The 25633-nt window shown below is 71.1% G+C and carries 26 protein-coding genes; 7 read left to right on the top strand and 19 right to left on the bottom strand.

Annotation, left to right across the window (positions count from 1 at the left end; translation table 11 throughout):
- The first annotated feature begins 1 nt into the window (after window position 1).
- Entirely contained in the window at window positions 2-1327 is a 1326-nt protein-coding gene (locus ACFV2J_RS10145) for a glutamate-1-semialdehyde 2,1-aminomutase (protein WP_385087829.1), read from the top strand.
- Between the two features lie 22 nt (window positions 1328-1349).
- Here ACFV2J_RS10145 and ACFV2J_RS10140 read toward each other — a convergent pair whose 3' ends face one another.
- Window positions 1350-2045 (bottom strand): phosphatase PAP2 family protein, encoded by a 696-nt coding sequence (locus ACFV2J_RS10140; RefSeq protein ID WP_385087827.1) that lies wholly within the window; start codon window positions 2043-2045, stop codon window positions 1350-1352.
- Between the two features lie 429 nt (window positions 2046-2474).
- Here ACFV2J_RS10140 and ACFV2J_RS10135 point away from each other — a divergent pair, with 429 nt between their 5' ends.
- Complete coding sequence (locus tag ACFV2J_RS10135; RefSeq protein WP_385087825.1) at window positions 2475-2888, top strand: contact-dependent growth inhibition system immunity protein; 414 nt, start codon at window positions 2475-2477, stop codon at window positions 2886-2888.
- A 439-nt stretch (window positions 2889-3327) separates the two neighbouring features.
- Here the strand turns inward: ACFV2J_RS10135 and ACFV2J_RS10130 are convergent, their stop codons facing one another.
- Together ACFV2J_RS10130 and ACFV2J_RS10125 are read right to left on the bottom strand one after the other, a co-directional pair.
- Window positions 3328-4656, bottom strand: a complete 1329-nt coding sequence (locus tag ACFV2J_RS10130; RefSeq protein ID WP_385087823.1) for a class I SAM-dependent RNA methyltransferase — start codon at window positions 4654-4656, stop codon at window positions 3328-3330.
- 139 nt (window positions 4657-4795) lie between these two features.
- Window positions 4796-6847: an APC family permease gene (locus ACFV2J_RS10125; protein WP_385087821.1), complete on the bottom strand. Its 2052-nt coding sequence runs from the start codon at window positions 6845-6847 to the stop codon at window positions 4796-4798.
- Window positions 6848-7395: 548 nt separating this feature from the next.
- Here ACFV2J_RS10125 and ACFV2J_RS10120 point away from each other — a divergent pair.
- The 3 genes from ACFV2J_RS10120 (at window position 7396) to ACFV2J_RS10110 (ending at window position 9247) form a co-directional block, all read left to right on the top strand.
- Window positions 7396-7677, top strand: coding sequence for a hypothetical protein (locus ACFV2J_RS10120; RefSeq protein WP_385087819.1), 282 nt, complete (start codon window positions 7396-7398; stop codon window positions 7675-7677).
- A 221-nt stretch (window positions 7678-7898) separates the two neighbouring features.
- The gene (locus ACFV2J_RS10115; RefSeq protein ID WP_385087817.1) at window positions 7899-8570 is read left to right on the top strand and encodes a potassium channel family protein; all 672 of its coding nucleotides are present in this window, start codon (window positions 7899-7901) and stop codon (window positions 8568-8570) included.
- Window positions 8570-9247 carry a TrkA family potassium uptake protein gene (locus ACFV2J_RS10110; RefSeq protein ID WP_148010917.1) on the top strand — a complete coding sequence of 226 codons (678 nt, stop codon included), beginning with the start codon at window positions 8570-8572 and terminating at the stop codon, window positions 9245-9247. Before ACFV2J_RS10115 ends, ACFV2J_RS10110 begins: the two co-directional genes overlap by 1 nt.
- Before the next feature lie 65 nt (window positions 9248-9312).
- Here ACFV2J_RS10110 and ACFV2J_RS10105 read toward each other — a convergent pair whose 3' ends face one another.
- From ACFV2J_RS10105 to ACFV2J_RS10060, 10 genes are all read right to left on the bottom strand, one after another.
- The gene (locus ACFV2J_RS10105; protein WP_385087815.1) at window positions 9313-9903 is read right to left on the bottom strand and encodes a GNAT family N-acetyltransferase; all 591 of its coding nucleotides are present in this window, start codon (window positions 9901-9903) and stop codon (window positions 9313-9315) included.
- Between the two features lie 153 nt (window positions 9904-10056).
- Window positions 10057-10812: a DUF3159 domain-containing protein gene (locus ACFV2J_RS10100; RefSeq protein ID WP_385087813.1), complete on the bottom strand. Its 756-nt coding sequence runs from the start codon at window positions 10810-10812 to the stop codon at window positions 10057-10059.
- A 3-nt stretch (window positions 10813-10815) separates the two neighbouring features.
- Window positions 10816-11214, bottom strand: a complete 399-nt coding sequence (locus tag ACFV2J_RS10095) for an OB-fold nucleic acid binding domain-containing protein (protein ID WP_148010914.1) — start codon at window positions 11212-11214, stop codon at window positions 10816-10818.
- A gap of 63 nt (window positions 11215-11277) precedes the next feature.
- A complete protein-coding gene (locus ACFV2J_RS10090; protein ID WP_385087811.1) occupies window positions 11278-11961 on the bottom strand; it encodes a response regulator in 684 nt (227 codons plus the stop codon).
- Window positions 11958-14501: an ATP-binding protein gene (locus ACFV2J_RS10085; protein WP_385087809.1), complete on the bottom strand. Its 2544-nt coding sequence runs from the start codon at window positions 14499-14501 to the stop codon at window positions 11958-11960. The genes ACFV2J_RS10090 and ACFV2J_RS10085 overlap by 4 nt, the downstream gene beginning before the upstream one ends.
- A gap of 124 nt (window positions 14502-14625) precedes the next feature.
- Window positions 14626-15318: an ABC transporter ATP-binding protein gene (locus ACFV2J_RS10080; protein WP_385087807.1), complete on the bottom strand. Its 693-nt coding sequence runs from the start codon at window positions 15316-15318 to the stop codon at window positions 14626-14628.
- 85 nt (window positions 15319-15403) lie between these two features.
- A complete protein-coding gene (locus ACFV2J_RS10075) occupies window positions 15404-16618 on the bottom strand; it encodes an alginate lyase family protein (protein ID WP_385097487.1) in 1215 nt (404 codons plus the stop codon).
- 267 nt (window positions 16619-16885) lie between these two features.
- Complete coding sequence (locus ACFV2J_RS10070) at window positions 16886-17647, bottom strand: DUF3710 domain-containing protein (RefSeq protein ID WP_385097484.1); 762 nt, start codon at window positions 17645-17647, stop codon at window positions 16886-16888.
- Window position 17648: 1 nt separating this feature from the next.
- Window positions 17649-18164, bottom strand: coding sequence for a dUTP diphosphatase (dut, locus tag ACFV2J_RS10065; protein ID WP_385097482.1), 516 nt, complete (start codon window positions 18162-18164; stop codon window positions 17649-17651).
- Window positions 18161-18745 (bottom strand): PaaI family thioesterase, encoded by a 585-nt coding sequence (locus ACFV2J_RS10060; RefSeq protein ID WP_385438060.1) that lies wholly within the window; start codon window positions 18743-18745, stop codon window positions 18161-18163. Before ACFV2J_RS10060 ends, dut begins: the two co-directional genes overlap by 4 nt.
- 58 nt (window positions 18746-18803) lie before the next feature.
- Between ACFV2J_RS10060 and ACFV2J_RS10055 the strand changes: the two genes are divergently transcribed.
- On the top strand, window positions 18804-19265 hold the full coding sequence (locus ACFV2J_RS10055) for a DUF3093 domain-containing protein (protein WP_385096270.1): 462 nt from the start codon (window positions 18804-18806) through the stop codon (window positions 19263-19265).
- Between the two features lie 52 nt (window positions 19266-19317).
- Here the strand turns inward: ACFV2J_RS10055 and ACFV2J_RS10050 are convergent, their stop codons facing one another.
- The 4 genes from ACFV2J_RS10050 to ACFV2J_RS10035 form a co-directional block, all read right to left on the bottom strand.
- Window positions 19318-20289 carry a hypothetical protein gene (locus ACFV2J_RS10050; RefSeq protein ID WP_385096272.1) on the bottom strand — a complete coding sequence of 324 codons (972 nt, stop codon included), beginning with the start codon at window positions 20287-20289 and terminating at the stop codon, window positions 19318-19320.
- 13 nt (window positions 20290-20302) lie between these two features.
- Window positions 20303-20599 (bottom strand): DUF4193 domain-containing protein, encoded by a 297-nt coding sequence (locus ACFV2J_RS10045; protein ID WP_003997302.1) that lies wholly within the window; start codon window positions 20597-20599, stop codon window positions 20303-20305.
- Between the two features lie 393 nt (window positions 20600-20992).
- Window positions 20993-22225, bottom strand: a complete 1233-nt coding sequence (locus ACFV2J_RS10040; RefSeq protein ID WP_385096274.1) for a sensor histidine kinase — start codon at window positions 22223-22225, stop codon at window positions 20993-20995.
- Between the two features lie 6 nt (window positions 22226-22231).
- Window positions 22232-22885 (bottom strand): response regulator transcription factor, encoded by a 654-nt coding sequence (locus tag ACFV2J_RS10035; protein ID WP_385096277.1) that lies wholly within the window; start codon window positions 22883-22885, stop codon window positions 22232-22234.
- Window positions 22886-23302: 417 nt separating this feature from the next.
- On the opposite strand from ACFV2J_RS10035, the gene ACFV2J_RS10030 reads away from it, so the two are divergent.
- Window positions 23303-23476: a hypothetical protein gene (locus ACFV2J_RS10030; protein WP_168530603.1), complete on the top strand. Its 174-nt coding sequence runs from the start codon at window positions 23303-23305 to the stop codon at window positions 23474-23476.
- A 107-nt stretch (window positions 23477-23583) separates the two neighbouring features.
- Here the strand turns inward: ACFV2J_RS10030 and ACFV2J_RS10025 are convergent, their stop codons facing one another.
- The gene (locus tag ACFV2J_RS10025) at window positions 23584-24399 is read right to left on the bottom strand and encodes an inositol monophosphatase family protein (RefSeq protein ID WP_385084028.1); all 816 of its coding nucleotides are present in this window, start codon (window positions 24397-24399) and stop codon (window positions 23584-23586) included.
- A 53-nt stretch (window positions 24400-24452) separates the two neighbouring features.
- Window positions 24453-25580 (bottom strand): ferrochelatase, encoded by a 1128-nt coding sequence (locus ACFV2J_RS10020; protein ID WP_385084027.1) that lies wholly within the window; start codon window positions 25578-25580, stop codon window positions 24453-24455.
- Window positions 25581-25633 lie beyond the last annotated feature (53 nt).

The following is a 25633-nucleotide window of genomic DNA, read 5'->3' as shown; positions in this document are numbered from 1 at the left end:
CGTGGACACCGAAGAGCTTCACCTGCCCCTGTCGCGCACCGCCAACGAGCGGCTGCACGCCATGATCCCCGGGGGTGCGCACACCTACGCCAAGGGCGACGACCAGTACCCGGAGAACCTGGCCCCGGTCATCAGCCACGGCAGCGGTGCCCACGTGTGGGACGTCGACGGCAACCGTTACATCGAGTACGGCTCCGGCCTGCGGTCGGTCAGCCTCGGCCACGCCCACCCACGCGTGCTGGAGGCCGTACGGCGGGAGCTCGACCGCGGCAGCAACTTCGTCCGCCCGTCCATCGTCGAGGTCGAGGCCGCGGAACGCTTCCTGGCCACGGTACCGACCGCCGAGATGGTGAAGTTCGCGAAGAACGGCTCCGACGCCACCACAGCCGCGGTGCGTCTCGCCCGCGCCGCCACCGGGCGCCCCCGGGTGGCCCTCTGCGCCGACCATCCGTTCTTCTCCGTCGACGACTGGTTCATCGGCACCACGCCGATGTCCGCCGGTGTTCCGTCGGCGACCAACGAGCTCACCGTGGCGTTCCCTTACGGGGACCTGGCCGCCACGGAGGAGCTGCTCACCCGGTACCAGGACGAGGTCGCCTGCCTGATCCTCGAACCCGCCACCCACACCGAGCCGCCGCCCGGATACCTCGCCGGCCTGCGCGAGCTGGCCGACCGGCACGGCTGCGTACTGATCTTCGACGAGATGATCACCGGCTTCCGCTGGTCCGAGGCGGGCGCCCAGGGCCTGTACGGCGTCGTCCCCGACCTCTCCACCTTCGGCAAGGCGCTGGGCAACGGATTCGCCGTGTCCGCGCTGGCCGGGCGCCGCGACCTGATGGAGCTTGGCGGACTGCGTCACTCCGGCGACCGGGTGTTCCTGCTGTCCACCACGCACGGGGCGGAGACGCACTCCCTGGCCGCCGCGATGGCCGTGCAGGCCACCTACGTCGAGGAGGGCGTGACCGCACGGCTGCACGCCCTCGGCGAGCGGTTGGCCGCCGGCGTCCGTGACGCGGCGGCCGCGATGGGTGTCGGCGACCACATCGTCGTCCGGGGCCGGGCCAGCAACCTGGTCTTCGCCACCCTCGACGAGAACGGGCAGCCCTCGCAGGAGTACCGCACCCTGTTCCTGCGCCAACTCCTCACGGGCGGGGTGCTGGCTCCGTCGTTCGTGGTGAGCAGCGCGCTCAGCGACGCCGACATCGATCACACCGTCGACGTGGTCGCCCAGGCCTGCGCGGTGTACCGGAAAGCCCTGGACGCCACCGATCCCTCACCCTGGCCGGCCGGACGACCGGTGAAACCCGTGTTCCGCCGCCTGGTGTGACGCACCGTGAACTGACCTGACGTCAGTGACGCTTCCACCGACCGGCGTCGGACCTCCGACCGGCCCGCCGCTCGCCCAGCCGGTCGGCGATCCGGTCGACCGTCCACGCGGTCGCCGGTGTCACCGTCAGCGCGGTGCACCAGCCGCCCAGGGCATCGGTCGGGTAATGCGCGCCCAGGGCGACCTCCGCCCAGCCCATGGCGGTGCCGGCCACCAGAGCCGCCGCGAGCACGAGGCACGTGCCGGCGGCCCCGCCGAGGCCGAGCCCGGCCGTCGCGAACAGCGCCGCCATGACGGCGAGGGCGGTGAGGAAGGCGGTGTGTCCGCTCGGGTAGGACAGGTTGTCGGCACCGTGGATGGTGCGTCCCACCAGGGACTTGAGCAGCGTCGCCGTTCCCACGGTCGCGCCGACACCGGCCACGACGAGCACGGCCGCGCGCGGACGCCGAAGCGCCAGGCAGCCCGCCACGGCGGCCGCGATCAGCGTCGCCGCTCCCACGGGCTCCCCCAGGAAGTCCAGAGCCAGAGCGGCGTACCGCCAGGGCGGCCGCACCCCGTCCACCACCGCCAGGATCCGCGCGTCCACCGCGCCGGGGGTGCCGTGGTCGGCATACAGGACGCCGAGCCCCACGACCACCAGCGCGGCGAGGCCCGCGATCACCCCGAGCCGCACGCGCAGCGACGGGGGCAGCACCGCGGGCCCCGGCCGCCCGGTCACCCGCCCACCGCGTCGATCCGGCCCCCGGCACTCTCCAGCGGTCGGCGGATGATGTTCCGGAACTCCGGCCGACGTGGCCTCCGGCCGCTCTACGCGCCAACTCCCCACCAACGAGCCCCCCGTCGTGTCCGGCCCGGCTCGCACGGAGGCCGGCACCCTGCACGGCCCCGAACTCGCCTGCCTGTCCGCCACCTTGGTCAAGGGCGACGGATTCGGTCTCCGCCCGCCACCCTAACCAACAACGCTGTGAGGACGGACGGCTGCCGGAAAGTCAGCGATGGGGGGTCCGTGCCGAGGCCGCGGAGCGTCGCCGCGGCCTCAGGTCAGGCGTCTTGCTTGACCGGTTCGAGGAGGGCGCCACAGATAGAGTCCGAGAGGCGCGTCTCACCACTCCGGACTGTCACTGCGTCGCATCAAGAAGAGCCACTCATGAACCTGCCTTTTGATCGAAGCCGCTCCATCGAGGACCTCGAAGGGCGCCGCTGGCCCGACCCGCCCAGTGATGCCACGTCGCTCGTACGAGCAGTGCACGCTCTGCGGAAGAGTCCGATCAGCGACTTGACGGTGGAGCAATTGGCCAGACTCATCGGACAGGATGTCGGATTGCCATGGCTGCTTCCTGTGGGAGTGGAGGTATTGCGGAGCGAGGCTGCAGAAGGGGCGGCCGGCGGCTGGTTCGACGATGACTTGTTGACCGCAGTTCTTACGCGCAACGCCACAACATGGGCCGAAGTACCGGAGCTCGCCCAAGACATCAAGCGTGTACTCGACACGCTTGGCGATGAACTTTCGCCCTGCCTAAGAGACGACGCCGACGGATTTCGGGCATCCCTTCCGCATTAGCCCGAGCGTCTCGTGATGGAACAGCGCAAGGCTCCCTGCCACAGGCACCGGCTGCCCTCGACGGCGAACGTACCGAGGCGGCGGCAGCCGAACGTGACCCCACGGCGGCCTGTGCCGCAGAGGTCACCGGTTCGCTGCCCGCCCCACTCGGCGCCGACCAGGAATTTCGCCACCGATACAGGCGCTGGGTGGAACGCCTCGTGGACCCCTCACCGGACCTGGGCCCTCCGGAACGCATGTTCGTCGTCCGGCTGACCTTGTAGACCGTGGCGGCAGCCGCCTGACCTCAGGGGAACACGGGCCGGCTGCCCTACGCTCTCGTGCCGTGCGGGCCTCGGACCGTTACTGACACCCGGTCAGAACGAGCGTCACGAGCGTCATTTCAACGTCAGGACATCGCCCGTGACGCCCGCACCGCACATCATGCGCAAACCGAAGGTCAGACGCTCTTCGCCACCGGCTCCAGAATCGCCACGCACTCGACGTGATGCGTCATCGGAAACAGATCGAACGCCCGCAGAGTCCGCACCTTGTACCCCCCGTCCCGGAAGTACGCCAGGTCACGAGCGAGTGCCGCCGGGTCGCAGGCCACGTACGCGATCTTGCGCGCGCCCATCGACGACAGGAGTTCGACCGTCTTCTTGCCGGCGCCGGCGCGGGGCGGGTCGAGGACGATGAGGTCGACCTCGGTGATGCCGGTACGCGGCAGGACCGCCTCGACCTTGCCCTGTTCGATGCGGACGCGCTCGAAGGCGGCCAGGTTGTGGCGGGCGTCCTCGACGGCGCGCTTGCCGGACTCGATGCCGAGGACCGCGCCCTTGTCACCGAGGCGGTCGGCGAGGGCGCCGGCGAAGAGGCCGACGCCGCAGTACAGGTCGAGGGCCATGTCGCCCTTGCGCGGCAGCAGACCCTGCATGACGGCCTTGACGAGGGTGTCGGCGGCCATCGGGTGGACCTGCCAGAAGCCGCCGCTGCCGACGCGGTAGGTGCGTCCGTCGGCACGCTCGCGGACGAAGGCGCGGCCGTGGACGCGGTGGATGCCGCCGTCCTGTTCGGCGACCCGCATCACGGAGACCGGCTTGTCGAGTTCGACGAGGGGCAGGCGGGCGCCGGGCCGGGGCTCCAGGATCACCATGCGGTCCTGGGATCCGGTCGCGGCGATCGCGTCGACGGACTCCATGCCGGACCAGTCGCGGTCCTCGATGCCCAGCTCACTGACGCCCGGTGCCGCGATCATGCAGCGTTCGATGGGCTCGACCTCGTGCGAGCGGTGGCGGCGCAGTCCGGCGTTGCCGTCGGGGTCCACGGCGTACTGGACGCGGGTGCGCCAGGCCGGGACCTCGCCGGCGGGCAGCTTGTCGCCCTCGGCGGGCATCACGGTGCCGTCCCAGCCGGCCTCCTCCGGGGTGAGCCCCGCGAGCCGCTGCAACTGCTCGGCGATGACTTCGCCCTTGAGGCGGCGCTGCGCGCCCGGCTTGGCGTGCTGCCAGTCGCAGCCTCCGCAGCGGCCAGGACCGGCGTACGGGCAGGGGGCCTGGACCCGGTCCTTCGAGGGGTCCAGGATCTCGACGGCGTCGGCGCGCAGGAAGCGCGCACCCTCCTCGCCCTCCGTCACGCGGGCGACGACGCGCTCACCGGGCAGGGCGTGCCGGACGAAGAGGACCTGGCCCTCGGTCGTACGGGCGATGCAGTGCCCGCCATGCGCGACGGGGCCGACCTCCACCTCGTACTCGTCCCCCACCAGCGACTTCTTCGGTTCTGCCTGCATGGCGGGGTGACTCCAGGTGCGAAAGGGGGGTGATACGGGGGACAGGAACGGGGGTCTCGGCCACCCCCGCGGACGGGAACGGCCGGACAACAGCCCACCAGTCTACGTGGACCGTGCCCGGCCGTTCGACACGCGTGCGTCAGCCCTTGGGAGTGCTGGACTCCTTCGGCCGCTCCTCCGCCGGGCCCCGGCGCACCGCGCCCGGCGCGTTCCAGTCCTGGCGCCTGCGGGCCCGCTGCTTCGCGGCCTCGGAGGACTCCAGCTGGTAGGGCACGGAGGTCACCATCACGCCGGGCGTGAACAGCAGCCGGCCCTTGAGGCGCAGGGCGCTCTGGTTGTGCAGCAGGTGCTCGTACCAGTGGCCGACCACGTACTCGGGGATGATGACGGAGACCGCGTCGCGCGGTGACTCCCTGCGCAGTCCCTTCACGTACTCGATGACCGGCCGGGTGATCTCGCGGTACGGGGAGTCGAGGACCTTCAGCGGCACGGTGATGCCGCGTCGCTCCCACTCCTCGCGCAGCGCCTTGGTCTCGGCCGGGTCGACGTTGACGCTGAGCGCTTCGAGGGTGTCGGAGCGCATCAGCTTGGCGTAGGCGAGGGCGCGCAGGGTCGGCCGGTGGATCTTGGAGATCAGGACGACGGAGTGGACGCGGGAGGGGCGCACGCTGTCGTCGGAGGGGCCCTCGGGGGCGGCGATCTCCTCGGCGACCCGGTCGTAGTGCTTACGGATCGCGCTCATCGTCGCGTAGAAGATCACCATGCCGAGCAGGGCGACCCAGGCGCCGTGCGTGAACTTGGTGACGAGGACGACGACGAGCACCAGGCCGGTGAAGAAGGCGCCGAAGGTGTTGATGGCCCGGGAGCGGATCATGTGGCTGCGCTTGGCCGGGTCCGTCTCGGTGCGCAGATGACGGTTCCAGTGCCGGACCATGCCGGTCTGGCTGAGCGTGAAGGAGACGAAGACGCCGACGATGTAGAGCTGGATGAGCCGCGTCGAGTCCGCGCCGTAGATGACCACCAGCAGGGTCGCCGCGCCCGCGAGCAGCACGATGCCGTTGGAGAAGGCGAGGCGGTCGCCGCGGGTGTGCAGCTGGCGCGGGAGGTAGCGGTCCTGGGCGAGGATCGAGCCGAGCAGCGGGAACCCGTTGTACGCGGTGTTCGCGGCGAGGAACAGGACCAGCGCGGTGGCCGCCGCGAGCACGATGAACAGGAAGCTGCCCTTGCCGAAGACGGCCTCGGCCACCTGGGAGATCACCGGGTTCTGGACGTAACCGGGGCCGATCGGGACGCCGTTGTGGATCAGGTCGGTGCCCGGGTTCTCGGCCATCCGGACCTTGGTCGTCATGGCCAGCGCGATGATCCCGCAGAACATGGTGACGGCGAGCAGGCCCATCGCGGCCAGCGTGGACGCGGCGTTCTTCGACTTGGGCTTGCGGAAGGCGGGGACGCCGTTGGAGATGGCCTCGACGCCGGTGAGGGCGGCGCAGCCGGAGGAGAAGGCGCGCAGCAGCAGGAAGACGAGCGCGAAGCCCGCGAGGCCCTGGTGTTCGGCCTTGATGTGGTAGTCGGAGGTCGGCGCCCGCATGGTGTCGTTCAGGACGAGCCCGCGGAAGGCGCCCCAGGCGATCATGATGAAGACGCCCGCCACGAAGACGTACGTCGGGATCGCGAAGAGCTTTCCGGACTCCTTGACCCCGCGCAGGTTCATCAGGGTGAGCAGCACGATGACGACGACGGCGCAGAGCACCTTGTGCTCGACGACGAAGGGGATGGCGGAGCCGAGGTTCTCGATGCCGGACGTGATCGACACGGCGACGGTGAGTACGTAGTCGACGAGGAGCGCGCTGGCGACGGTGAGGCCGGCCCTGGGGCCGAGGTTGGTGTTGGCCACCTCGTAGTCGCCGCCGCCGCTGGGGTACGCGTGCACGTTCTGGCGGTACGACGCCACGACCGTGAACATCAGCACGACGACCGCGACCGCGATCCAGGGGCTGAAGTGGTAGGCCGACACGCCCGCGATGGAGAGCACCAGGAGCACTTCTCCGGGTGCGTACGCCACGGAGGAGAGCGGGTCGGAAGCGAAGACGGGGAGTGCGATGCGCTTCGGCAGGAGCGTCTCTCCGAGCCGATCACTGCGCAGTGCGCGCCCGATCAGGATCCGTTTGGGCACGTCGGTCAGTTTGGACACGCAGAGGATCGTAAGCGTTCGAACGGGGGGTCGCCCACCCGCCGTCCCGCATCACCTCACCTTCCCCTCGCCATCTGCTCTCCGGGTGAAAACGGGGACGGGTCCCGTTGCGGATTCCGCACATCCGAGGGCCGCATGCCTATATGGCGAAGTTCCCTTTTTGTCCCGTTATGGAGGTTCCATGCACGCGACCGCGCAGCTCATCGGTGCCGCCGCAGGACTCGTCGGCCTCGGAATCCTGACCCTCGTCAGCGTGCGCAGCATCAGCCGCCGCTGAGCGGGGCGACCGGGAGACGGATTTCGCTCACTGTGTGGTTCTCGTCTCTTTTCCCGAACTTTCCCTGATGATGACCTGCGCCTGCCCTAGCCCAGGTCTCCCCGTCCTCCCGGCTCCCCTTTCCTTCCGGCACCCGCCCCTCCCCTTCTTCTTCCTCCCCCGCGATCTCCTCCGCGATCCCTTCCGTGTCCTCCCCCGTGTCCCGCCCGTGCGCCCCTGCCGCGTGGCGGGGGCTCCGTTCCCTCGGCCGGTTCAGGTCGTTGTCCGGGGTATGGACGCTCCGTACAACGCCCCGGCCGAGACGACCGGCGACCGGCACGAGGGCGCCCCGACCGCGCCGACAGCCCCGGACGCCCCGGCTGCCCTGGCCGGCCCCACCCTCGCCCCCGGCGCCCCGGCGGCCTCCGTGACCTCGGCGGCCTCCGTTGCCTCCGCGGCTTCCACCGCCTCCGTTGCCTCCGCCGCCCCCGCCGCCTCCGCACCGGCGCGCTCCCCCATGGCCTGGGTGGTGCCCCCGGGTCTGCCGCCGCGCCCGTCGCACCCCGGCGCGTAAGGCGCCGGGAGGACCCCACCACGTACGCCGGCGGGACCCCGCCCGGGATCGGCGCAGGAGATCCCCGCACCGATGAGGGCAAGACCGCCGTTGCGCCTTAAGCTCGTTCCCGGCAACGCCGCATGCCGTTGCCCCGTCCGGGCCCGGCAGACCGAGAGAGAAGAGTGAGCAGGGTGTTTTCGCAGGTCAGCGGGATGACCAGGACTGCGGGGTTGGGCTAGGTGCACATCGTCATCATGGGCTGCGGCAGAGTGGGTTCCGCTCTCGCCCAGACCCTGGAGCAACAGGGGCACACGGTCGCGGTGATCGACCAGGACCCCACCGCCTTCCGGCGGCTCGGCTCCGGTTTCGGCGGACGCCGTGTCACCGGAGTCGGTTTCGACCAGGACACCCTGCGCGAGGCGGGCATCGAGGAGGCCGGCGCCTTCGCCGCCGTGTCCAGCGGGGACAACTCGAACATCATCGCCGCCCGGGTCGCCCGGGAGATGTTCGGCATCGAGAACGTCGCGGCGCGCATCTACGACCCGCGCCGGGCCGAGGTCTATCAGCGTCTGGGCATCCCGACCGTCGCCACCGTCCGCTGGACGGCCGACCAGATGCTGCGCCGCCTGCTGCCGTCGGGCGCCGAGCCGCTGTGGCGCGATCCCACCGGTGGGGTGCAGCTCGCCGAGGTGCACGCCTCCGCCTCCTGGGTCGGCCACAAGATCAGCCGTCTCCAGGACGAGACCGGCGTGCGGGTGGCCTTCCTGACCCGGCTGGGCGAGGCGATTCTGCCCAGCTCGCAGACGGTGCTGCAGGAGGGCGACCTCGTGCACGTGATGATGCGCACGGACGACGTCGAAAAGGTCGAGGCCTCGTTCGCCGAGGGCCCCGAAGAGGAGAGCGGTCACTGATGAGGGTCGCCATTGCCGGTGCCGGCGCCGTGGGCCGCTCGATCGCGGGCGAGCTCCTGGAGAACGGCCACGAGATCCTGCTGATCGACAAGGCGCCGACCGCCATCTCGGTCGAGCGCGTCCCGCAGGCGGAGTGGCTGCTCGCCGACGCCTGCGAGATCACCTCCCTGGACGAGGCGGCGCTCCAGCGCTGCAACGTGGTCATCGCGGCCACGGGTGACGACAAGGTCAACCTGGTCGTCTCGCTGCTCGCCAAGACCGAGTACGGCGTGCCGCGCGTCGTCGCCCGGGTCAACAACCCGAAGAACGAGTGGCTGTTCAACGAGGCCTGGGGTGTCGACGTCGCCGTCTCCACCCCCCGCCTGATGTCGGCCCTGGTGGAGGAGGCGGTGAGCGTCGGCGACCTGGTCCGTCTGCTGCGCTTCAGCCATGGCGACGCGAACCTGGTCGAGCTGACCCTGCCGCCGGAGTCGGCCCTGGCCGGCACACAGGTGGGTGACGTGGAGTGGCCCCAGGACACCTCCCTGGTCACGATCATCCGCGGCACCCGGGTGCTCACCCCCTCCCAGGAGGACTCCTTGGAGGCGGGCGACGAGCTCCTCTTCGTGGCCGCCCAGGCCCGTGAGGAGCAGCTGGAGGACCTGCTCTCGGTCCGCCGCGAGGACGCGCCGAACTAGCCGGCCCCCTGTCGAATGCCGGTGAAGCCTCCGCGGGACACCCCGTGGAGGCTTCACCGTTTTCGTCAGGACCTCTGGAGATCGTCGGCCGCCGGGCTGTACGGCAGTGCGAAGGGCAGACCCAGGTCGCCGGGCAGCAGCGCCCCGATCCAGATGTCCCGCAGACCGTCCCGGCCGGTCTGTGCCGCCCGCAGCACGCCCTCCCGTACGAAGCCGGCCTTCCGGGCGACGGCCCATGAGCCCCGGTTGCCCGCCTCCGCCCGCCACTCCAGACGCTGCACGCCCAGTTCGGTGAACGCCCACCGCGCGAGGGCACCGACGGCCTCCGCGGCGTAGCCACGGCCCCGGTGCTCCGCCACGGTCCAGTACCCGACGCCCCAGACGTCGGCCTGCCGGTGCACGTTGACGGACGCCACGAAGGTGCCGTCGCCGTCGTCCCGCCGCTCCACCGCGAAGTGGTACATCGTGTCGTCGCGCCAGCCCTTCGGCACCAGCGCCCGCAGGTAGAAGGCGGCGTGCCGGCGCTCGTAGGGCGTGGGGAAGTCCGTCCAGCGCGCGATCGCGGGGTCCTGACAGGCGGCGAGGAGCGTGTCCTCGTCACACGCCGCGTGCGGGCGGATCAGCAGACGCTCCGTGGTGAGCGAGACAGGTTCCATGAGCGGCGATTCTGACGCCCGCCCCGCCGCGGGGCCATCGGATTCCCCCGAAGGCGGGACACGAGGGCGGGGCGTACGGGTACGGGGCGGGGGCGCCCGGATACGGGTCGGGGCGCCCGGAAGTCCTCGGGCGCCCCAAGCTCGTACGGGTGACTAGGCGTCGCGGCGATGACGGCCGGCCGCGGCCTCGGTGTCCTCCTGCGCGAGGGCGGCCTTGCGCTCCTTCTCGGCCTGCTCCTCCGCCTCCATCTCCGCGAACACGTCGATGGGGGCCGGGGCCTTCGCCAGGAACACCCAGGTGAGCCAGACGGCCAGCAGGAACGGAGGGATCTTCAACGCGACCAGGACCCAGCCCAGTTGCGCGGTGTTGGCCCACCAGTAGAGCGGGAAGAGGACCGCGCACTTGGCGAGCAGGATCAGGCCCCAGGCCCAGCTCGCCTTCGCGTACGCCTTCTTGCGGCCCGGGTTGCGGGTACGCCAGGAGAGGTTCTCCTTGAAGACCGGGCCGAGGATCAGGCCGATCAGGGGCACGCCCGCGAGGGTCGTGACGATGTAGGCGACGGCCAGGCCGAGCGTGTAGAGCATGCCCGGCAGGTAGAAGTCCTTCGCGTTGCCCGTCATCATCGCGAAGACCACGCCGAACGCGACGCCGAAGACGCCGCTGAAGGCGTGCTTGACGGTGTCGCGCATGACGAGGCGGACGGCGACGAGCAGCAGGGACACGCCGAGGGCGGCGATCGCCGACCAGTGCAGGTCCTTGTTGATCGTGAAGATGGTGACGAAGAGCAGGCCGGGCACCACGGTCTCGACCATGCCCCGCACACCGCCGAACGCCTCGAAGAGCGCGGCCTCCGTCACCGCCCTCGCGTCCTGCTGGGCGTCTTCGGTCGGCTTGTCGAGCGACGTCACCGGCTACTCCCGTCCGAGCGGTCTGAGTTCGTACTTCGGGTTGAACAGCACCCTACGGCCCCGGCTCATCGAGATGCGGCCCGAAGCGATCATCTTGCGCCCCGGTTCGATTCCCACGATGGAGCGTCTGCCGAGCCAGACCACGTCCAGAGCCGCCGAGCCGTCGAACAGCTCGGCCTCCAGCGCCGGGACTCCGGCTCGTGGCCGCAGAGTGACCGTGCGCAAGGTACCAGTAACCGTGACGATCTGCCGGTCGTGGCAGTCACCGATGCGGGTGCACCCCGTCGTCTCGGCTTCCTCGCGCAGCTCCTCGGACTCCAGGTCCTCCTGGGACGAGGAGAGCCGGTCTATCATGCGCCGGAACCGGCCCGCCGGCTTTTCGGAACGAGGAACAGCACTCATACCGAAAGCGTACCGGGGCCGATGACAGCGTCGTACCCGCGAGGCAGCTCTCTCAAGCACCGCTCATCTCTCGAACCGGTAGCCCATCCCCGGCTCCGTGATGAAGTGCCGCGGATGCGAGGGGTCCGCCTCCAGCTTGCGGCGCAGCTGGGCCATGTAGACCCGCAGGTAGTTCGTCTCCGTGCCGTACGACGGCCCCCAGACCTCCTGGAGCAGCTGTTTCTGGCTGACCAGGCGGCCGGTGTTGCGGACCAGGACCTCCAGGAGGTGCCACTCCGTGGGGGTCAGCCGGACATCGCGTCCGGCGCGGTTGACCTTCTTGGCCGCCAGGTCCACCGTGAAGTCCTCGGTGTCGACCACGACGTCGTCCTCGCCGGACCCGGTGGGCTCGGCGCGGCGGACGGCGGCGCGCAGCCGGGCCAGGAGTTCGTCCATGCCGAAGGGCTTGGTGACGTAGTCGTCGGCGCCCGCGTCGAGCGCCTCGACCTTCTCGTCGGAGGAGTGCCGGGCGGAGAGCACCAGGATCGGTACCCGGGTCCAGCCGCGCAGCCCCCTGATCACCTCGACGCCGTCCATGTCGGGCAGCCCGAGGTCGAGCACGATGACGTCGGGGTGGCGTGCGGCGGCGAGCTGGAGCGCGGTGGCGCCGTCGGGGGCCGCGTCCACCTCGTACTTGCGTGCCTTCAGGTTGATGACGAGGGCTCGGGTGATCTGCGGCTCGTCGTCGACCACGAGGACCCGGGTCATGACACCTGCCTTTCTGCGACTGCGGGTGAGGTGAGCGGTCCGGGACGGCGGTCCACCGCCCGGACCGTGAGCACCATGGTGAGTCCGCCGCCGGGGGTGTCCTCGGCGTTCAGTGTGCCGCCCATCGACTCGGCGAAGCCCCGGGCGACCGCGAGTCCGAGGCCCACCCCGGCGCCGCGCGGGGCGTCGCCGTAGCGCTGGAAGGGCGCGAAGATGCGTTCCTTGGCCTCGTCCGGGACACCGGGGCCGCGGTCCACCACGCGTACCTCCACCCGGTCGGCGATGGCGCTCGCGGAGACGAGGACCCGGTCGTCGACGGGGCTGTACTTCACGGCGTTCTCGACGAGGTTGGCGACCGCGCGCTCCAGCAGCCCCGCGTCGACGGCGACCATCGGCAGGGCCTCCGGTATCTCCAGGTCCACGCTGTCCTCGGGCACGCCGCCGAGCGCCATCGGCACCACCTCGTCGAGGTCGATCTCGCGGATCAGCGGGGTGACCGTGCCGGTCTGGAGGCGGGACATGTCGAGCAGGTTGCCGACCAGGTGGTCGAGTCGGTCGGCGCCCTCCTCGATCGCCTCCAGGAGCTCCGCCTGGTCCTCCTCCGACCAGGCGACGTCGTCGGACCGCAGCGAGGACACGGCGGCCTTGATCGCGGCCAGCGGGGTGCGCAGGTCGTGGCTGACGGCGGCCAGCAGCGCGGTGCGGATGCGGTTGCCCTCGGCGAGCTCCTTGGCCTGGTCGGCCTCGTGCTGGAGGCGCTGGCGGTCCAGCACGACGGCGGCCTGGGCGGCGAACGCGGCGAGCACCCGGCGGTCGGAGGCGGGCAGCACGCGTCCGGAGAGCGCGAGCGCCATGTGGTCGCCGACCGGCATGTCCACGTCCGCGTCCTCGGGGCGCAGCGGCGAGCGCGGGCCCACGCTGCCCGCGCAGGTCCACGGGTCGACGTCGCCCGCCCGTTCGAGCAGCGCGACCGACTCCATCCCGAAGGTCTCCCGGACCCGTTCCAGGAGGGCTTCCAGGCTGGTCTCGCCGCGCAGGACGCTGCCCGCGAGGAAGGACAGGATCTCCGACTCGGCGCGCAGCCTGGCCGCCTGGTGGGTGCGGCGGGCGGCCAGGTCCACCACGGAGGCGACGGAGACGGCGACGCCCACGAAGATCGCGATGGCGACGATGTTCTTGGGGTCGGCGATCGTGAGGCGGTGCAGCGGCGGTGTGTAGAAGTAGTTCAGCAGCAGGGAGCCGAAGGCCGCCGAGGCGAGCGCCGGGAACAGTCCGCCGAGCAGGGCGGCCGCGACCGTCACCGTCAGGAACAGCAGCATGTCGTTGGCGAGGCCGAGGTCGACGGTGTTGAGCAGCAGCGCGAGGATCACCGGGCCGCCCACGCCGATCAGCCAGCCCCAGATGATCCGGGAGCGGCCGAGCCGCGCGCCGCGGGCCGCGGGCAGTCCGCGCCCCTTGGCGACCTCGTCGTGGGTGACGATGTGGACGTCCAGGTCGGGGCCGGACTCCCGGGCGACCGTGGCGCCGACGCCGGGGCCGAAGACGTACTGCCAGGTCTTGCGGCGGGAGGAGCCGAGGACGATCTGGGTGGCGTTGACCCCGCGTGCGAAGTCCAGCAGCGAGGCGGGGACGTCGTCGCCGATGACGTGGTGGAAGGTGCCTCCGAGATCCTCGACCAGGGTGCGCTGGACGGCCAGTTCCTTGGGCGAGGCGTTCGTGAGTCCGTCACTGCGCGCGATGTAGACGGCCATGACCTCGCCGCCCGCGCCCTTCTCGGCCAGCCGCGCGGCGCGGCGGATCAGGGTCCTGCCCTCGGGGCCGCCGGTCAGGCCGACCACGATCCGTTCGCGCGAGCCCCAGATCTTGGAGACCCGGTGCTCGCTGCGGTACTCGGTCAGGTACTCGTCGACCCGGTCGGCCACCCAGAGCAGGGCCAGCTCGCGCAGCGCGGTGAGATTGCCGGGGCGGAAGTAGTTGGACAGGGCCGCGTCGACCTTGTCGGACTTGTAGATGTTGCCGTGCGCCATACGGCGGCGCAGCGCCGGGGGCGACATGTCGACCAGCTCGATCTGGTCCGCCCGGCGGACGACCTCGTCGGGGACGGTCTCCCGCTGCCGTACGCCGGTTATCGACTCGACGACGTCGCCGAGTGACTCCAGGTGCTGGATGTTGACGGTCGAGACGACGTCGATCCCGGCCGCGAGCAGCTCCGCCACGTCCTGCCAGCGCTTGGCGTTGCGGGAACCGGGGACATTGGTGTGCGCGAGTTCGTCCACCAGGGCGACGGCCGGGGCGCGCAGCAGTACGGCGTCCACGTCCATCTCGGTGAAGGAGGAGCCGCGGTAGTCGAGCTCCTTGCGCGGGATCTGCTCCAGGCCGTGCAGCATCACCTCGGTGCGCGGCCGGTTGTGGTGCTCCACGAAGGCGACGACGCAGTCGGTGCCGCGCTCCAGGCGCCGGTGCGCCTCGGAGAGCATCGCGTACGTCTTGCCGACGCCCGGTGCCGCGCCGAGGTAGATCCGAAGCTTGCCGCGTCCCATGGCCCCATTGTCTTCCTGTCAATGCTCTGTACGCTGCGTCGACCTTACGGCCCATAATTACGACAAATGGGGCGCCGGGTCGACGGGTGTCCGTCTTTGACACAACCCTGATGCGCAGGTCGGGTCAGTGCGCGGTGAGCTTTCCGTCGTTCAGCTCCAGCACCCGGTCGGCGGGGCCCGCCGGAGCCGCGTCGCGTGCGGCGACCAGGGCTGTCAGGTGTTCGTGGCGGACGACGGCGCGCAGCAGTTCGAGGAGGGCGGGGCCGGTTTCGGCGTCGGGCCGGCCGGTGGGTTCGTCGGCGATCAGGAGCGCGGGGCGGTGGACGAGGGCGCGTGCGAGGGCCGCGCGGCGGCGCTGTCCGGCGGACAGTTCGCCGGGCCGGCGTGCCGCGTGGCCGGCCAGGCCGACGAGGGAGAGCAGTCGCTCGACGCGGTCCCCGTGTTCGTGCCGCGGGGTCCCGCTCAGCCGCAGCGGCGCGGCGACGTTCTCGGCGACGGTGAGGAGGGGGACGAGCCCGGCGGACGGGAGCAGGAAGCCGATCCGGTCCCGGCGCAGATCGCGGAGCGCGTCCTCGTCCAGGGCGCCCAGCTCCAGCCCGTCGACGGTGATCCTTCCGGTGTCCGGTTCGTGGAGGCCGCCGACGAGGTTGAGGAGGGTGCTCCTGCCCGCTCCGGGACGGCCCCGCAGGACGACGAGCTCGCCGCGCGGCACCTCGAAGGAGACACCGCGCAGCGCGTGCACGGCGGCACCACCGCTGCCGTACGTGTGGTGCAAGTTCTCGACGCGCACCGCGGTGTCCGTGGCGACCTGGGTCATGGCTCTCCCGCACCGGCCGGGTGCTGTCCCGGCCGGACGTCCGGGCGCACGGTCGTCGCACCGTGTGCCCGGACGGGGCGGCGGGTCAGCTGGGGTTGTCCCCGTGGGTCAGAGTCTCCCAGGCGACGAACAGGTTGTTGCTGCCGGACGGCCGGTTCTGTTCGGTCAGCCTCTGGGTGTTGGTCATGGCGATGCCGAGGCGGTTGTGCAGGGCGTTGTAGCCGACCTCGGTGACCGGTCCGAGCCCGAGGTTGAGGGAGCCGCCGCACAGTGAGCCCGGCACCGCCTCGCCCAGCTGGTACTTCGACTGGAAGCCGAGCGCCTGGCGCAGCCGCTCGCCGACGTCGGTGCCGTAGAGGTCCGCGCCCTGGATGCGGCTGGTCTCGGCGATGTGGGAGATGGCCGAGATGCCGTATCCGGTGTGCGTGAAGTCGCGGCAGGTCTCCTGGGTGAGCCCGGTGACGAAGGTGGACTGCCCCTGCCAGTAGCTGACGATCTTCGCCCTGGTGTCGAGGTTCTGGCTCGGCACGGTCTTGGGCAGGTCGCCGTCGGAGGCGAGGTAGACGTACGCGGCCGTCCGGGTCCGGAACTTCGCCATGGCCTTGTCGTACGAGGTCTTGTCCTCCAGGAAGACGGAGATGCCGACGGCGGCCTCCATCATCGACAGCTCCCAGTTCCCGTTGGAGTTGGAGCCGTTGATCACCTCGGGCAGGTAGACGGTGCGCAGCATGGTCGCGAAGCGTCCGGAGTTGGCCCAGGTGCCGGTGTAGGTGTACTTGATGATCTCGGCGGCCTTGGGCCAGGAGGAGCCGGCCCAGCCGGTCTGCAGGGGCGCGTTGCTGTTGGTGTGGTCCTTGATGACGCCCGACCAGGCGTCCATCAGCTCGATGGCCTTCTTCGCGTACCGGTCGTCGCGGGTGATGTACCAGGCGAGGGCGTCGGTGTACGCGGCGATCGCGTCCTCGCGCTCGTCGGTGCAGCCGTAGTTGGGGTTGGAGTACGAGCCGCACTCCACGGTCGCGCGGGGCTTGGCGGTGCGGGTCAGCGAGGCGTACTTGCTCGCCATCATCTGGTCGTACGCGCCCTTCCAGGGCTGGGCTCCCGCGTTGACCTTCGTGCGGGCGAAGTCCAGCTGCCCCTGGGAGACGGTGACTCCGGGGTGCGTGAAGGCGGCGGGGGCGGCGTCGGCGCGGTGGGCGGCGGGCCAGGTGAGGAGGCCGGAGACCAGGGCGGCCGTCGCGGCGACGGCGAGGAGGGCGGTGCGTGGCCGGCGGCGATGACGTGCGGGGGCGTCGAGCATGTGGGGGACATCCGTTCTCGTATGTGAACGACACACTGGTTTCTGAACACGCGCGCTGGCCGGTGACCATAGGTACGGACCAGACTTCCGTCAAGGCCTGAAGAAAGACGCGCAGTTCAACTGCCGTTCATGGATGAGAACTTGCCGCAGGAGGGCGGACCCGGCGCGCGGTCTTCCGCGGGCGTACCGCCCCGCTCGCGCACGGAGAAAGGGCCGCACCCCCGCCGGGGGTACGGCCCTTTCGTAGGTACTCGTCGAGCGCGGTGGCTAGCGGACCTCGGTGATCTCCGGTCCGCGCTGAAGCTGCCCCATGCCGCCGGAGAAGCGGGAACCGGCCTGCTCCTCCTGCTGGACACCCTCGGCCACCATCTGCGCGTCGTCCGGCAGCTTCAGGACGATCGGGTCACGGGGGGCCATCGGGCCCTCGCCGCGTACGACGACCGTGTCCCTGAAGATCTGCTCCAGCAGCCCCGCGGCCTGCGGCTGCACCGCGCCCTGCCCGGAGATCACTCCGCGCAGGAACCAGCGGGGGCCGTCCACACCGACGAACCGCACGACCTGGAAACCGCCCGTGCCGTCCGGCAGCTGCACCGGCACCTGCGCCCGCAGCTCCCAGCCCAGCGGGCCCTCGACCTCGTCGATGACACCGCCCTGCTGGGTGATGCCGGAGGCGATCTCCTCGCGCACCTCGCCCCAGATGCCCTCGCGCTTGGGAGCGGCGAAGGCCTGCAACTGCACGGCGCTGTCCTTGAGGACGACGGTGGCGGCGACGATCGCGTCGCCCGCGACCTCGACCCGCAGCTCCATGCCGTCGACTCCGGGGACCAGGAGACCGCCCAGGTCCACCCGGCCCTCGGCGGGGTCCCGCACCTCCGAGTCGTCCCAGGGTCCGTCGGGTCGCGGCTCCGGCTCGAGCCTCACGCGCTCCCGCTCCACCTCGTCCGTCTCAGTATCGACTCCGTCGACGACCTGCTCGGCCTCGCCCGCCGCGTCCTCGGCGGCACTGCCCTTCTTGCGACGTCCGAACACGTCACTGTCCTTCCCGGTCGGATACGACCGAAGCGTATCGATTCCCACCCGTTGCGCCGCCCACGGCGGCATGACCGCCGGTGGACCCGAGGCCCCCTGCGGCCCGCGCCGAGCCGGGAAGCTCCGCCACCTCGTGGAAGCGGACCTTCTCGACCTGCTGGACGACCAGTTGGGCAATCCGGTCGAAGCGCTCGAACCGCACGGACTCGTACGGGTCGAGATTCACCACGATCACCTTGATCTCCCCACGGTACCCGGCATCAACCGTCCCCGGGGCATTCACGAGGGCGACACCGCAGCGGGCGGCGAGCCCCGAACGCGGGTGCACGAAGGCCGCGTACCCCTCCGGCAGCGCGATGGACACTCCGGTGGGCAGAACGGCACGTTCACCCGGCTTCAGTTCGCGCTCCTCGGTGGTGCGCAGATCGGCGCCGGCGTCACCGGGATGTGCGTATTCGGGAAGCGGAACTTCCGGGTCTACGCGTCGGATCAGCACGTCCACGGGATGACGGGTCACGGGTTCACCTCGAAGGCACGGACACGGCGGTTCCGGTCCGGGTCGTTCATGGCGGCCCGGATCTCCTCCGGGCGGCCGTTGTCGATGAAGTGGTCGACCTTGACCTCGATGAAGAGGGCGTCCGCACGGACGGCCAGGGGCCCCTCGGGCCCGCCGATCCGGCCGGTCGCGGTCGAGTAGATCTTGCGGCCGGCCACCGCGGTGACCTCGGCCTCCAGGTACAGCACGGTGCCCACCGGGACCGGCCGCACGAAGTCGGTCTCCAGACGGCCGGTGACGGCGATGACGCGCAGCAGCCAGTTGAGCGAGCCCAGCGTCTCGTCGAGCGCCGTGGCCAGCACGCCGCCGTGCGCGAGCCCGGGAGCGCCCTGGTGGGCGGCCCGCACGGTGAACTCCGCCGTGATCCTGACGCCCTCACCGGCACGGGCCGCCAGATGCAGTCCGTGCGGCTGCTCCCCGCCGCATCCGAAACACTGTTCGTAGTGCGCGCCGAGGAGCTCGCCGGGGGCGGGCGCGTCGGGGTGCCGCACCGGCGCGGCGGCGTCGGGGGGAGGCGTCAGAGCTGCGGAAGTACCACTCACAGCCGCAGACCTTACCCGCGCGTCGGCGGAGTGTACGCACCGTGCCAAGCTTGGCCCCATGCAGCTCTCCGCCTCCCCGTACGAAGAACGCCTCACCGCCCCCCGCAGCTGGTGGGCGGTCTGCTTCCTGGTCGGGGTCGCGCTGGCCCTGGTCTTCCTCCCCTTCGGGACGCTGCCCCTGCTGGGCGCGCTGGTCGGCGGCACCGCGGTCTCGGCCGTCGTGGCCAGCTCGTACGGCTCGGTCCGCATCCGGGTCGTCGGTGACTCGCTGATCGCGGGCGAGGCGCGGATCCCGGTCGCCGCCCTGGGCGACGCCGAGATCCTGGACCAGGAGGAGGCGCGCGCCTGGCGTACGCACAAGGCGGACACCCGCGCCTTCATGCTGCTGCGGTCCTACATCCCCACGGCGCTGCGCGTGCAGGTCACGGACCCGGCCGACCCGACCCCGTACCTGTATCTGTCGACACGGGAGCCGGAGCGGCTGAGGGCGGCACTGGAGACGGCTCGGGCGTCGGCCTAGAGCCCGTCGTCCGGACCGGGCGGCGCCGGGGCGCGGACGCCGCCGGGCCCGGTCAGGACCCCAGCTCCTTGGGGATCTCCCCCATCCGCAGTGGATCGGCCGGTTTCTCCAGGGGCGGCAGTGCGGGCAGCTCGTCCCAGGGCACCTGGTTTCTGCGGAGGTCCTTGCGGATGCGCGCCGCCAGGCGCTTGGTGTCCCGGCGGTTCATGACCGCCCCGACCGCGGCGCCCACCATGAACGGCATCAGGTTCGGCAGGTCGCGGACCGTGCGTTTCATGATCTGCTGGCGCAGCTCGCGCTTCATCTGGCCGCCCAGCGCGGCGTTGAGGGTCGACGGCTTGGTCACGTCGATCCCGCGCTCGGAGGACCACGAGTTCAGGTAGGCGGTGCTGCGCTGCGGGAGGGTGCCCGGTGGCCGCAGGCCGTAGACCTCGTGGAGCTCGGCGATCAGCTTCAGCTCGATCGCCGCGACGCCGGTGATCTCGGCGGCGAGTTCCGTGGGCATGGCGGGCGGTACCGGCAGCATGGCGGCCGCGCCGATGCCGGCGCCCACCGTGGAGGTCGCGTTGGCCGCGCCCGCGACGAGCTTGTCCGCGAGCTCCTCGACACTGAGACCGGGGAACTGCCGGCGGAGGGTCGCGAGGTCACGTACCGGGACACGGGGCGCGATGTCGATGATCCGGTCGGCGAGATGGGCCAGGCCCGCCCTGGCCGCGCTGCCGCTCTTGCGGACGCCCTTTCTGACCCCGTCGCGAACGGCCGCCGCACGGCCGCCGGCGGCGGGCGCGGGGGCGTCCGTCGGCTCCGGGTCCTCACCCGGTGCGGGGGTGCCGGCCGGAGACGGGTCACCGGCCCCCGCGGAGGCGCCTGTCGGCGCTGTGGCGGGCGCCGGGTCGAGCGAGGCTGATCCTGGTCGGGAAGAGCCCCGCTCGTCGTCACGCACGCCTTCAGGGCCCTGTGACGGCCCTTCGTCCGCTTCCCCGTGGGGGAGGCGGCGCTTCCAAGGTGGGGTCGAGCCAGTCACGGCCGACCCTGCCTCAGTCGCAGTCGCGGCAGATCGGCTGACCGTTCTTCTCGCGGGCCAGCTGACTGCGGTGGTGCACCAGGAAACAGCTCATGCAAGTGAACTCGTCCTGCTGCTTGGGCAGTACCCGGACGGCCAGCTCCTCGTTCGAGAGGTCGGCCCCGGGCAGTTCCAGGCCTTCTGCGGCCTCGAACTCGTCTACGTCGACGGACGACGTGGACTTGTCGTTACGGCGAGCCTTCAGTTCTTCAAGGCTGTCCGAGTCGACGTCGTCGTCGGTCTTGCGTGGGGTGTCGTAATCCGTTGCCATGTCGCTCTCCCCCTCTGGGTGTCTGCGGTGTCTCCAGCGCACGTAACGCGTGAGAGGCCGGACTTGTGCCCGACCTGAGGCGGAGATTTTGCCTCACATCAAGGTCTGTTACTCAATCGACACCCAACCGGTCTCCTCAAGAGTGATCGGCTTGGATGGCGATGCGGACCGTACACGGTCTGAAGGTCGCACTTCAAAGGCGTCCCACCGTGTACTTCCCGTGATCAAGACCCCCGAAAACCCGGATTTTCCCGGCTTTCCGGCAGCTTGCGCGACCACGGAGAGTAGATGGCCGGAATATCGGCCTTGTGATCGATCACACACGGGCCTCCCAGGTGGGCGACCAGAAAATTCCGCGCAAAGCGAACATCCTCGCGTGTGGGGGTCATGCTCTCAGATCGGAAGGGTGACTCGCATCACGAGACCTCCTCCCTCGCGCGGCTCCGCGGCGATGTGACCCCCGTGGGCACGGGCCACCGACCGGGCGATCGACAGGCCGAGGCCCACGCCCTTGTCGCTGCCCGTGCGTTCCGTGCGCAGCCGCCGGAAAGGCTCGAAAAGATTGTCGATCTCGTACGCGGGAACCACCGGTCCCGTGTTCGAGACCAGCAGGACCGCGTGACCGTGCTGGACCAGGGTCGTGACCTCGACCCACCCGCCCTCCGGCACGTTGTAGCGCACCGCGTTCTGGACGAGGTTCAGCGCGATCCGCTCCAGCAGGACGCCGTTGCCCTGGACGACCGCCGCGGCACGCTCCCCGCGGATCCGCACGCCCTTGGCCTCGGCCTCGGCGTGCACCTGGTCCACGGCCTGCGAGGCGACCTCGGCCAGGTCGACGGGCTTGCGCTCCACGATCTGGTTGTCGCTGCGGGCGAGCAGCAGCAGGCCCTCGACGAGCTGCTCACTGCGCTCGTTCGTGGCGAGCAGGGTCTTGCCGAGCTGCTGCAGTTCGACCGGCGCGCCCGGGTCGGCGAGATGGACCTCCAGGAGCGTGCGGTTGATCGCGAGCGGGGTGCGCAGTTCGTGCGAGGCGTTGCCGACGAACCGCTGCTGGGCGGTGAAGGCGCGCTGGAGCCGCTCCAGCATGTCGTCGAAGGTGTCCGCCAGCTCCTTCAGCTCGTCGTCCGGGCCGTCCAGCTCGATCCGCCGGGACAGGTCCGAACCCGCCACCGCGCGGGCGGTACGGGTGATCCGTCCGAGCGGCGAGAGCACCCGGCCCGCCATCGCGTAGCCGAAGGCGAAGGCGATGATCGCGAGGCCGAGCAGCGCGAGCAGGGAACGGCTGAGCAGGTCGTCCAGAGCGTGCTGGCGCTGCTGGTTGGCGCAGGCGTTCATCGCGGCGTTGAGCTCGTTCTGCGACGGCGCGGACGGGAAGTTGCAGATGCTGCTTCCGACCTGGCCCGAGATGATCCTGAACGGAAGCTCGCTGCCCACGTTCAGTGCCTGGGCGGCGAGCAGGTAGATGATCGACAACAGCATGATGCCGGCGATCAGGAACATGCCGCCGTAGAGCAGGGTGAGCCGTATGCGGATGGTCGGGCGCAGCCAGGGGAACGGAGGCTCCGCCCGCCGGGGGTCCCAGGTGGGCTTCGGAGGCGCCGTCGACGGCGCGGGGGTCGTGGCCACCGCCGGTCAGATCCGGTACCCGGAGCCGGGCACGGTGACGATCACCGCGGGCTCGCCGAGTTTGCGGCGCAGGGTCATCACGGTCACGCGCACGACGTTGGTGAAGGGGTCGGTGTTCTCGTCCCAGGCCTTCTCCAGGAGCTGCTCGGCGGAGACGACGGCGCCCTCGCTGCGCAGCAGCACCTCCAGGACGGCGAACTCCTTGGGCGCGAGCTGGACCTCCTTGCCGTCGCGGAAGACCTCGCGGCGGTTGGGGTCGAGCTTGAGCCCGGCGCGCTCCAGGACGGGCGGCAGCGGCACACTCGTACGGCGGCCGAGGGCACGCACGCGTGCCGTCAGCTCACTGAAGGCGAACGGCTTGGGGAGGTAGTCGTCGGCGCCGATCTCCAGGCCCTCGACACGGTCGCTGACGTCGCCGGAGGCGGTCAGCATCAGGACGCGGGTGGGCATCCCCAGCTCGACGATCCTGCGGCAGACGTCGTCCCCGTGCACGAGCGGGAGGTCGCGGTCGAGGACGACCACGTCGTAGTCGTTGACGCCGACGCGCTCCAGGGCGGCCGCGCCGTCGTACACGACGTCGACGGCCATGGCCTCCCGGCGCAGTCCGGTGGCCACCGCATCGGCGAGCAGCTGCTCGTCCTCGACGACGAGTACGCGCACGTCGCTTGTCCTTCCTCTGTCCACCCGCGCAGCGCCTTCTCGGCGCGCGCGGGTGGGGGGTCCGTCTCGGGTAAGACCTCCATCCTGCCTTTTTCGGCCGTAAACCGGCTGTAAGACGGGTGGGAGGGCGTCCGTCGCGGGGGTTCGGGGCCCCGGGAATGCGGGATTTTCTCTTCGGGTTGAGGTTTCCACGGAAGAGAGCGGGGGGAGGACGGATTTACACCCCGCGATCACGCTCTGCATGTGGCAAGCCACCTTGTGGTACGTCCAACCGCTTCCGCAGAGCGGGCGTGGGTGTCCGGCACCGTCGCCGCCCAGCCCGGGCAGCGCTGGGCACCCATCTGGAGACGTGATCGCCCCTTCCCAACGGCACACCCCCGTGCCATCGACCCACGACCCAGGACGAGGGGGCGCAGCATGGACGCATTCACCGCAGGACTTCTGCAGCGCATAAAGGCGACCGAGTCCGACCTGACGCGGGCTCGCGAGACCGGCGACGACTTCCTCGCGGAGGTCGAGCAGGCCGAGCTCGAGGACCTGCGTCGCCTCGCCGCCGAGCACGGTGTGGAGGTCGGCGCGACGCGCGTCTGATCAGTGCGTGGCAGTTCGCGCACGAGCGGGGCCCCGGTGTCGATCCAGCACCGGGGCCCCGCTTCGTCGGCCGTCGCGGGGACGGCGCCCGTCCCGCCCGGAGGCCGTCAGTCGTGCCAGGCGCCGAACTCCTCCAGGAGCCGCTGGAGGGGCTCGAAGACGCCGGGTGAGGCCGCCACCGCCAGTTCGCGCGCGGGCCGCTCTCCGGGGCGTCCGCCGGTCAGGGCGCCCGCCTCACGGGCGATCAGGTCGCCCGCCGCGAGGTCCCAGGGATGGAGGCCGCGCTCGTAGTAGCCGTCGAGGCGGCCGGCCGCGACGTCGCACAGGTCGACCGCCGCGGAGCCGGAACGCCGGATGTCGCGCAGCAGCGGGATCAGCCGCTGGGCGACGTCGGCCTGGTGGGCCTTGACCTCGCTCACGTAGTTGAAGCCGGTCGAGACCAGGGCCTCGTCCAACGGAGGCGAGGGCCGGCAGGTCAGCCGGCGTTCGCCGACCCAGGCGCCGGTGGCCCGGGCGCCCCGGCCGCGCACGGCGCTGTAGGTCTCGCCGCGCATCGGTGCCGTGACGACCCCGACGACGGTCTCGCCGTCCTGCTCGGCCGCGATGGACACCGCCCAGGTCGGCAGCCCGTAGAGGTAGTTCACCGTGCCGTCGAGCGGGTCGACCACCCAGCGGATACCGCTGGTGCCCTCGCTGGCGGCGCCCTCCTCACCGAGGAAGCCGTCGTGCGGGCGGTGCTGGGAGATCAGGTCGGTGATCAGCTTCTCGGCGGCGATGTCCATCTCGGTGACGACGTCGATCGGGCTGGACTTGGTGGCGGCGACCGTGAGGTCGGCCGGGCGCCCGTCGCGCAGCAGCTCGCCGGCACGGCGGGCGGCGTCGTGCGCGAGCTGGAGCAGTTCGGTGTGCAGGGGCTCGATCACGGGGCTCCTCGGGAGATGGCGTCTGGTCGTCTGGACTGGCGGGACGACATCCCCTAGGCGTACGGGCTGTCGGCGCCCGCGGCGGCGGGCTTGGGGGCGCGGGCCGGGCAGCAGCCCACCGGGCACAGGTCCCGGCTCGGGCCGAGGGCGCCGAGCACGCAGGGGGCCGGCCGCCGCCCGCTCTCGGTCGCGGCGCGTTCCAGGACGAGGTCGCGGACCGCCGCGGCGAACCGGGGGTCGGCACCGACGGTCGCCGAGCGGCGCACCGGCACCCCGAGCTCGGCCGCCTTGGCGGTGGCCTCCGTGTCGAGGTCGTACAGCACCTCCATGTGGTCCGAGACGAACCCGATGGGGGCCATCACGACGGCCGGGACCCCGGCGCCGTGCAGCTCCTCCAGGTGGTCGCAGATGTCGGGCTCCAGCCAGGGGATGTGCGGGGCCCCGGAGCGGGACTGGTAGACGAGCCGCCAGGGGTGCTCGATCCCGGTCTCCTCGCGCACGGCGTCGGCGATCAGCCGGGCCACGTCCAGGTGCTGCGCTACGTAGGCACCGCCGTCGCCGTGGTCCTCGACGGGGCCGGAGGTGTCGGCCGCCGCGTCCGGGATCGAATGGGTCGTGAAGGCGAGGTGCGCCCCTTCCCGTACGTCCTCGGGCAGGTCGGCGAGGGACTTCAGGACGCCGTCGACCATGGGGCGCACGAACCCCGGGTGGTTGAAGTAGTGCCGCAGCTTGTCCACCCGGGGCGGCTCCAGGCCCTCGGCCTCCAGCGCGGCCAGGGACTCGGCGAGGTTCTCGCGGTACTGACGGCAGCCCGAGTACGAGGCGTAGGCGCTGGTGGCGAGGACCAGGACGCGGCGGCGGCCGTCGGCGGTCATCTCCCGCAGGGTGTCGGTCAGGTACGGCGCCCAGTTGCGGTTGCCCCAGTACACGGGGAGGTCGAGGGCGTGCTCCGCGAAGTCCTTGCGGAGGGCGTCGAGCAGGGCACGGTTCTGGTCGTTGATGGGGCTGACCCCGCCGAACAGGAAGTAGTGCCGGCCGACTTCCTTGAGCCGTTCCTTGGGGATGCCTCGCCCACGCGTCACGTTCTCCAGGAACGGAACCACGTCGTCCGGGCCTTCGGGGCCGCCGAACGAGAGCAGGAGCAGGGCGTCGTAGGGGTGGGCGTCGAGCGCATCTGGCATGGGTCCGATCCTGCCATCCGCCACCGACGGCGGGACAACGGCCACGGGCCGGA

The sequence above is a fragment of the Streptomyces sp. NPDC059668 genome (assembly GCF_042734135.1).
Lineage (GTDB): Bacteria > Actinomycetota > Actinomycetes > Streptomycetales > Streptomycetaceae > Streptomyces.
This window is presented reverse-complemented; position numbering and strand designations above follow the sequence as displayed.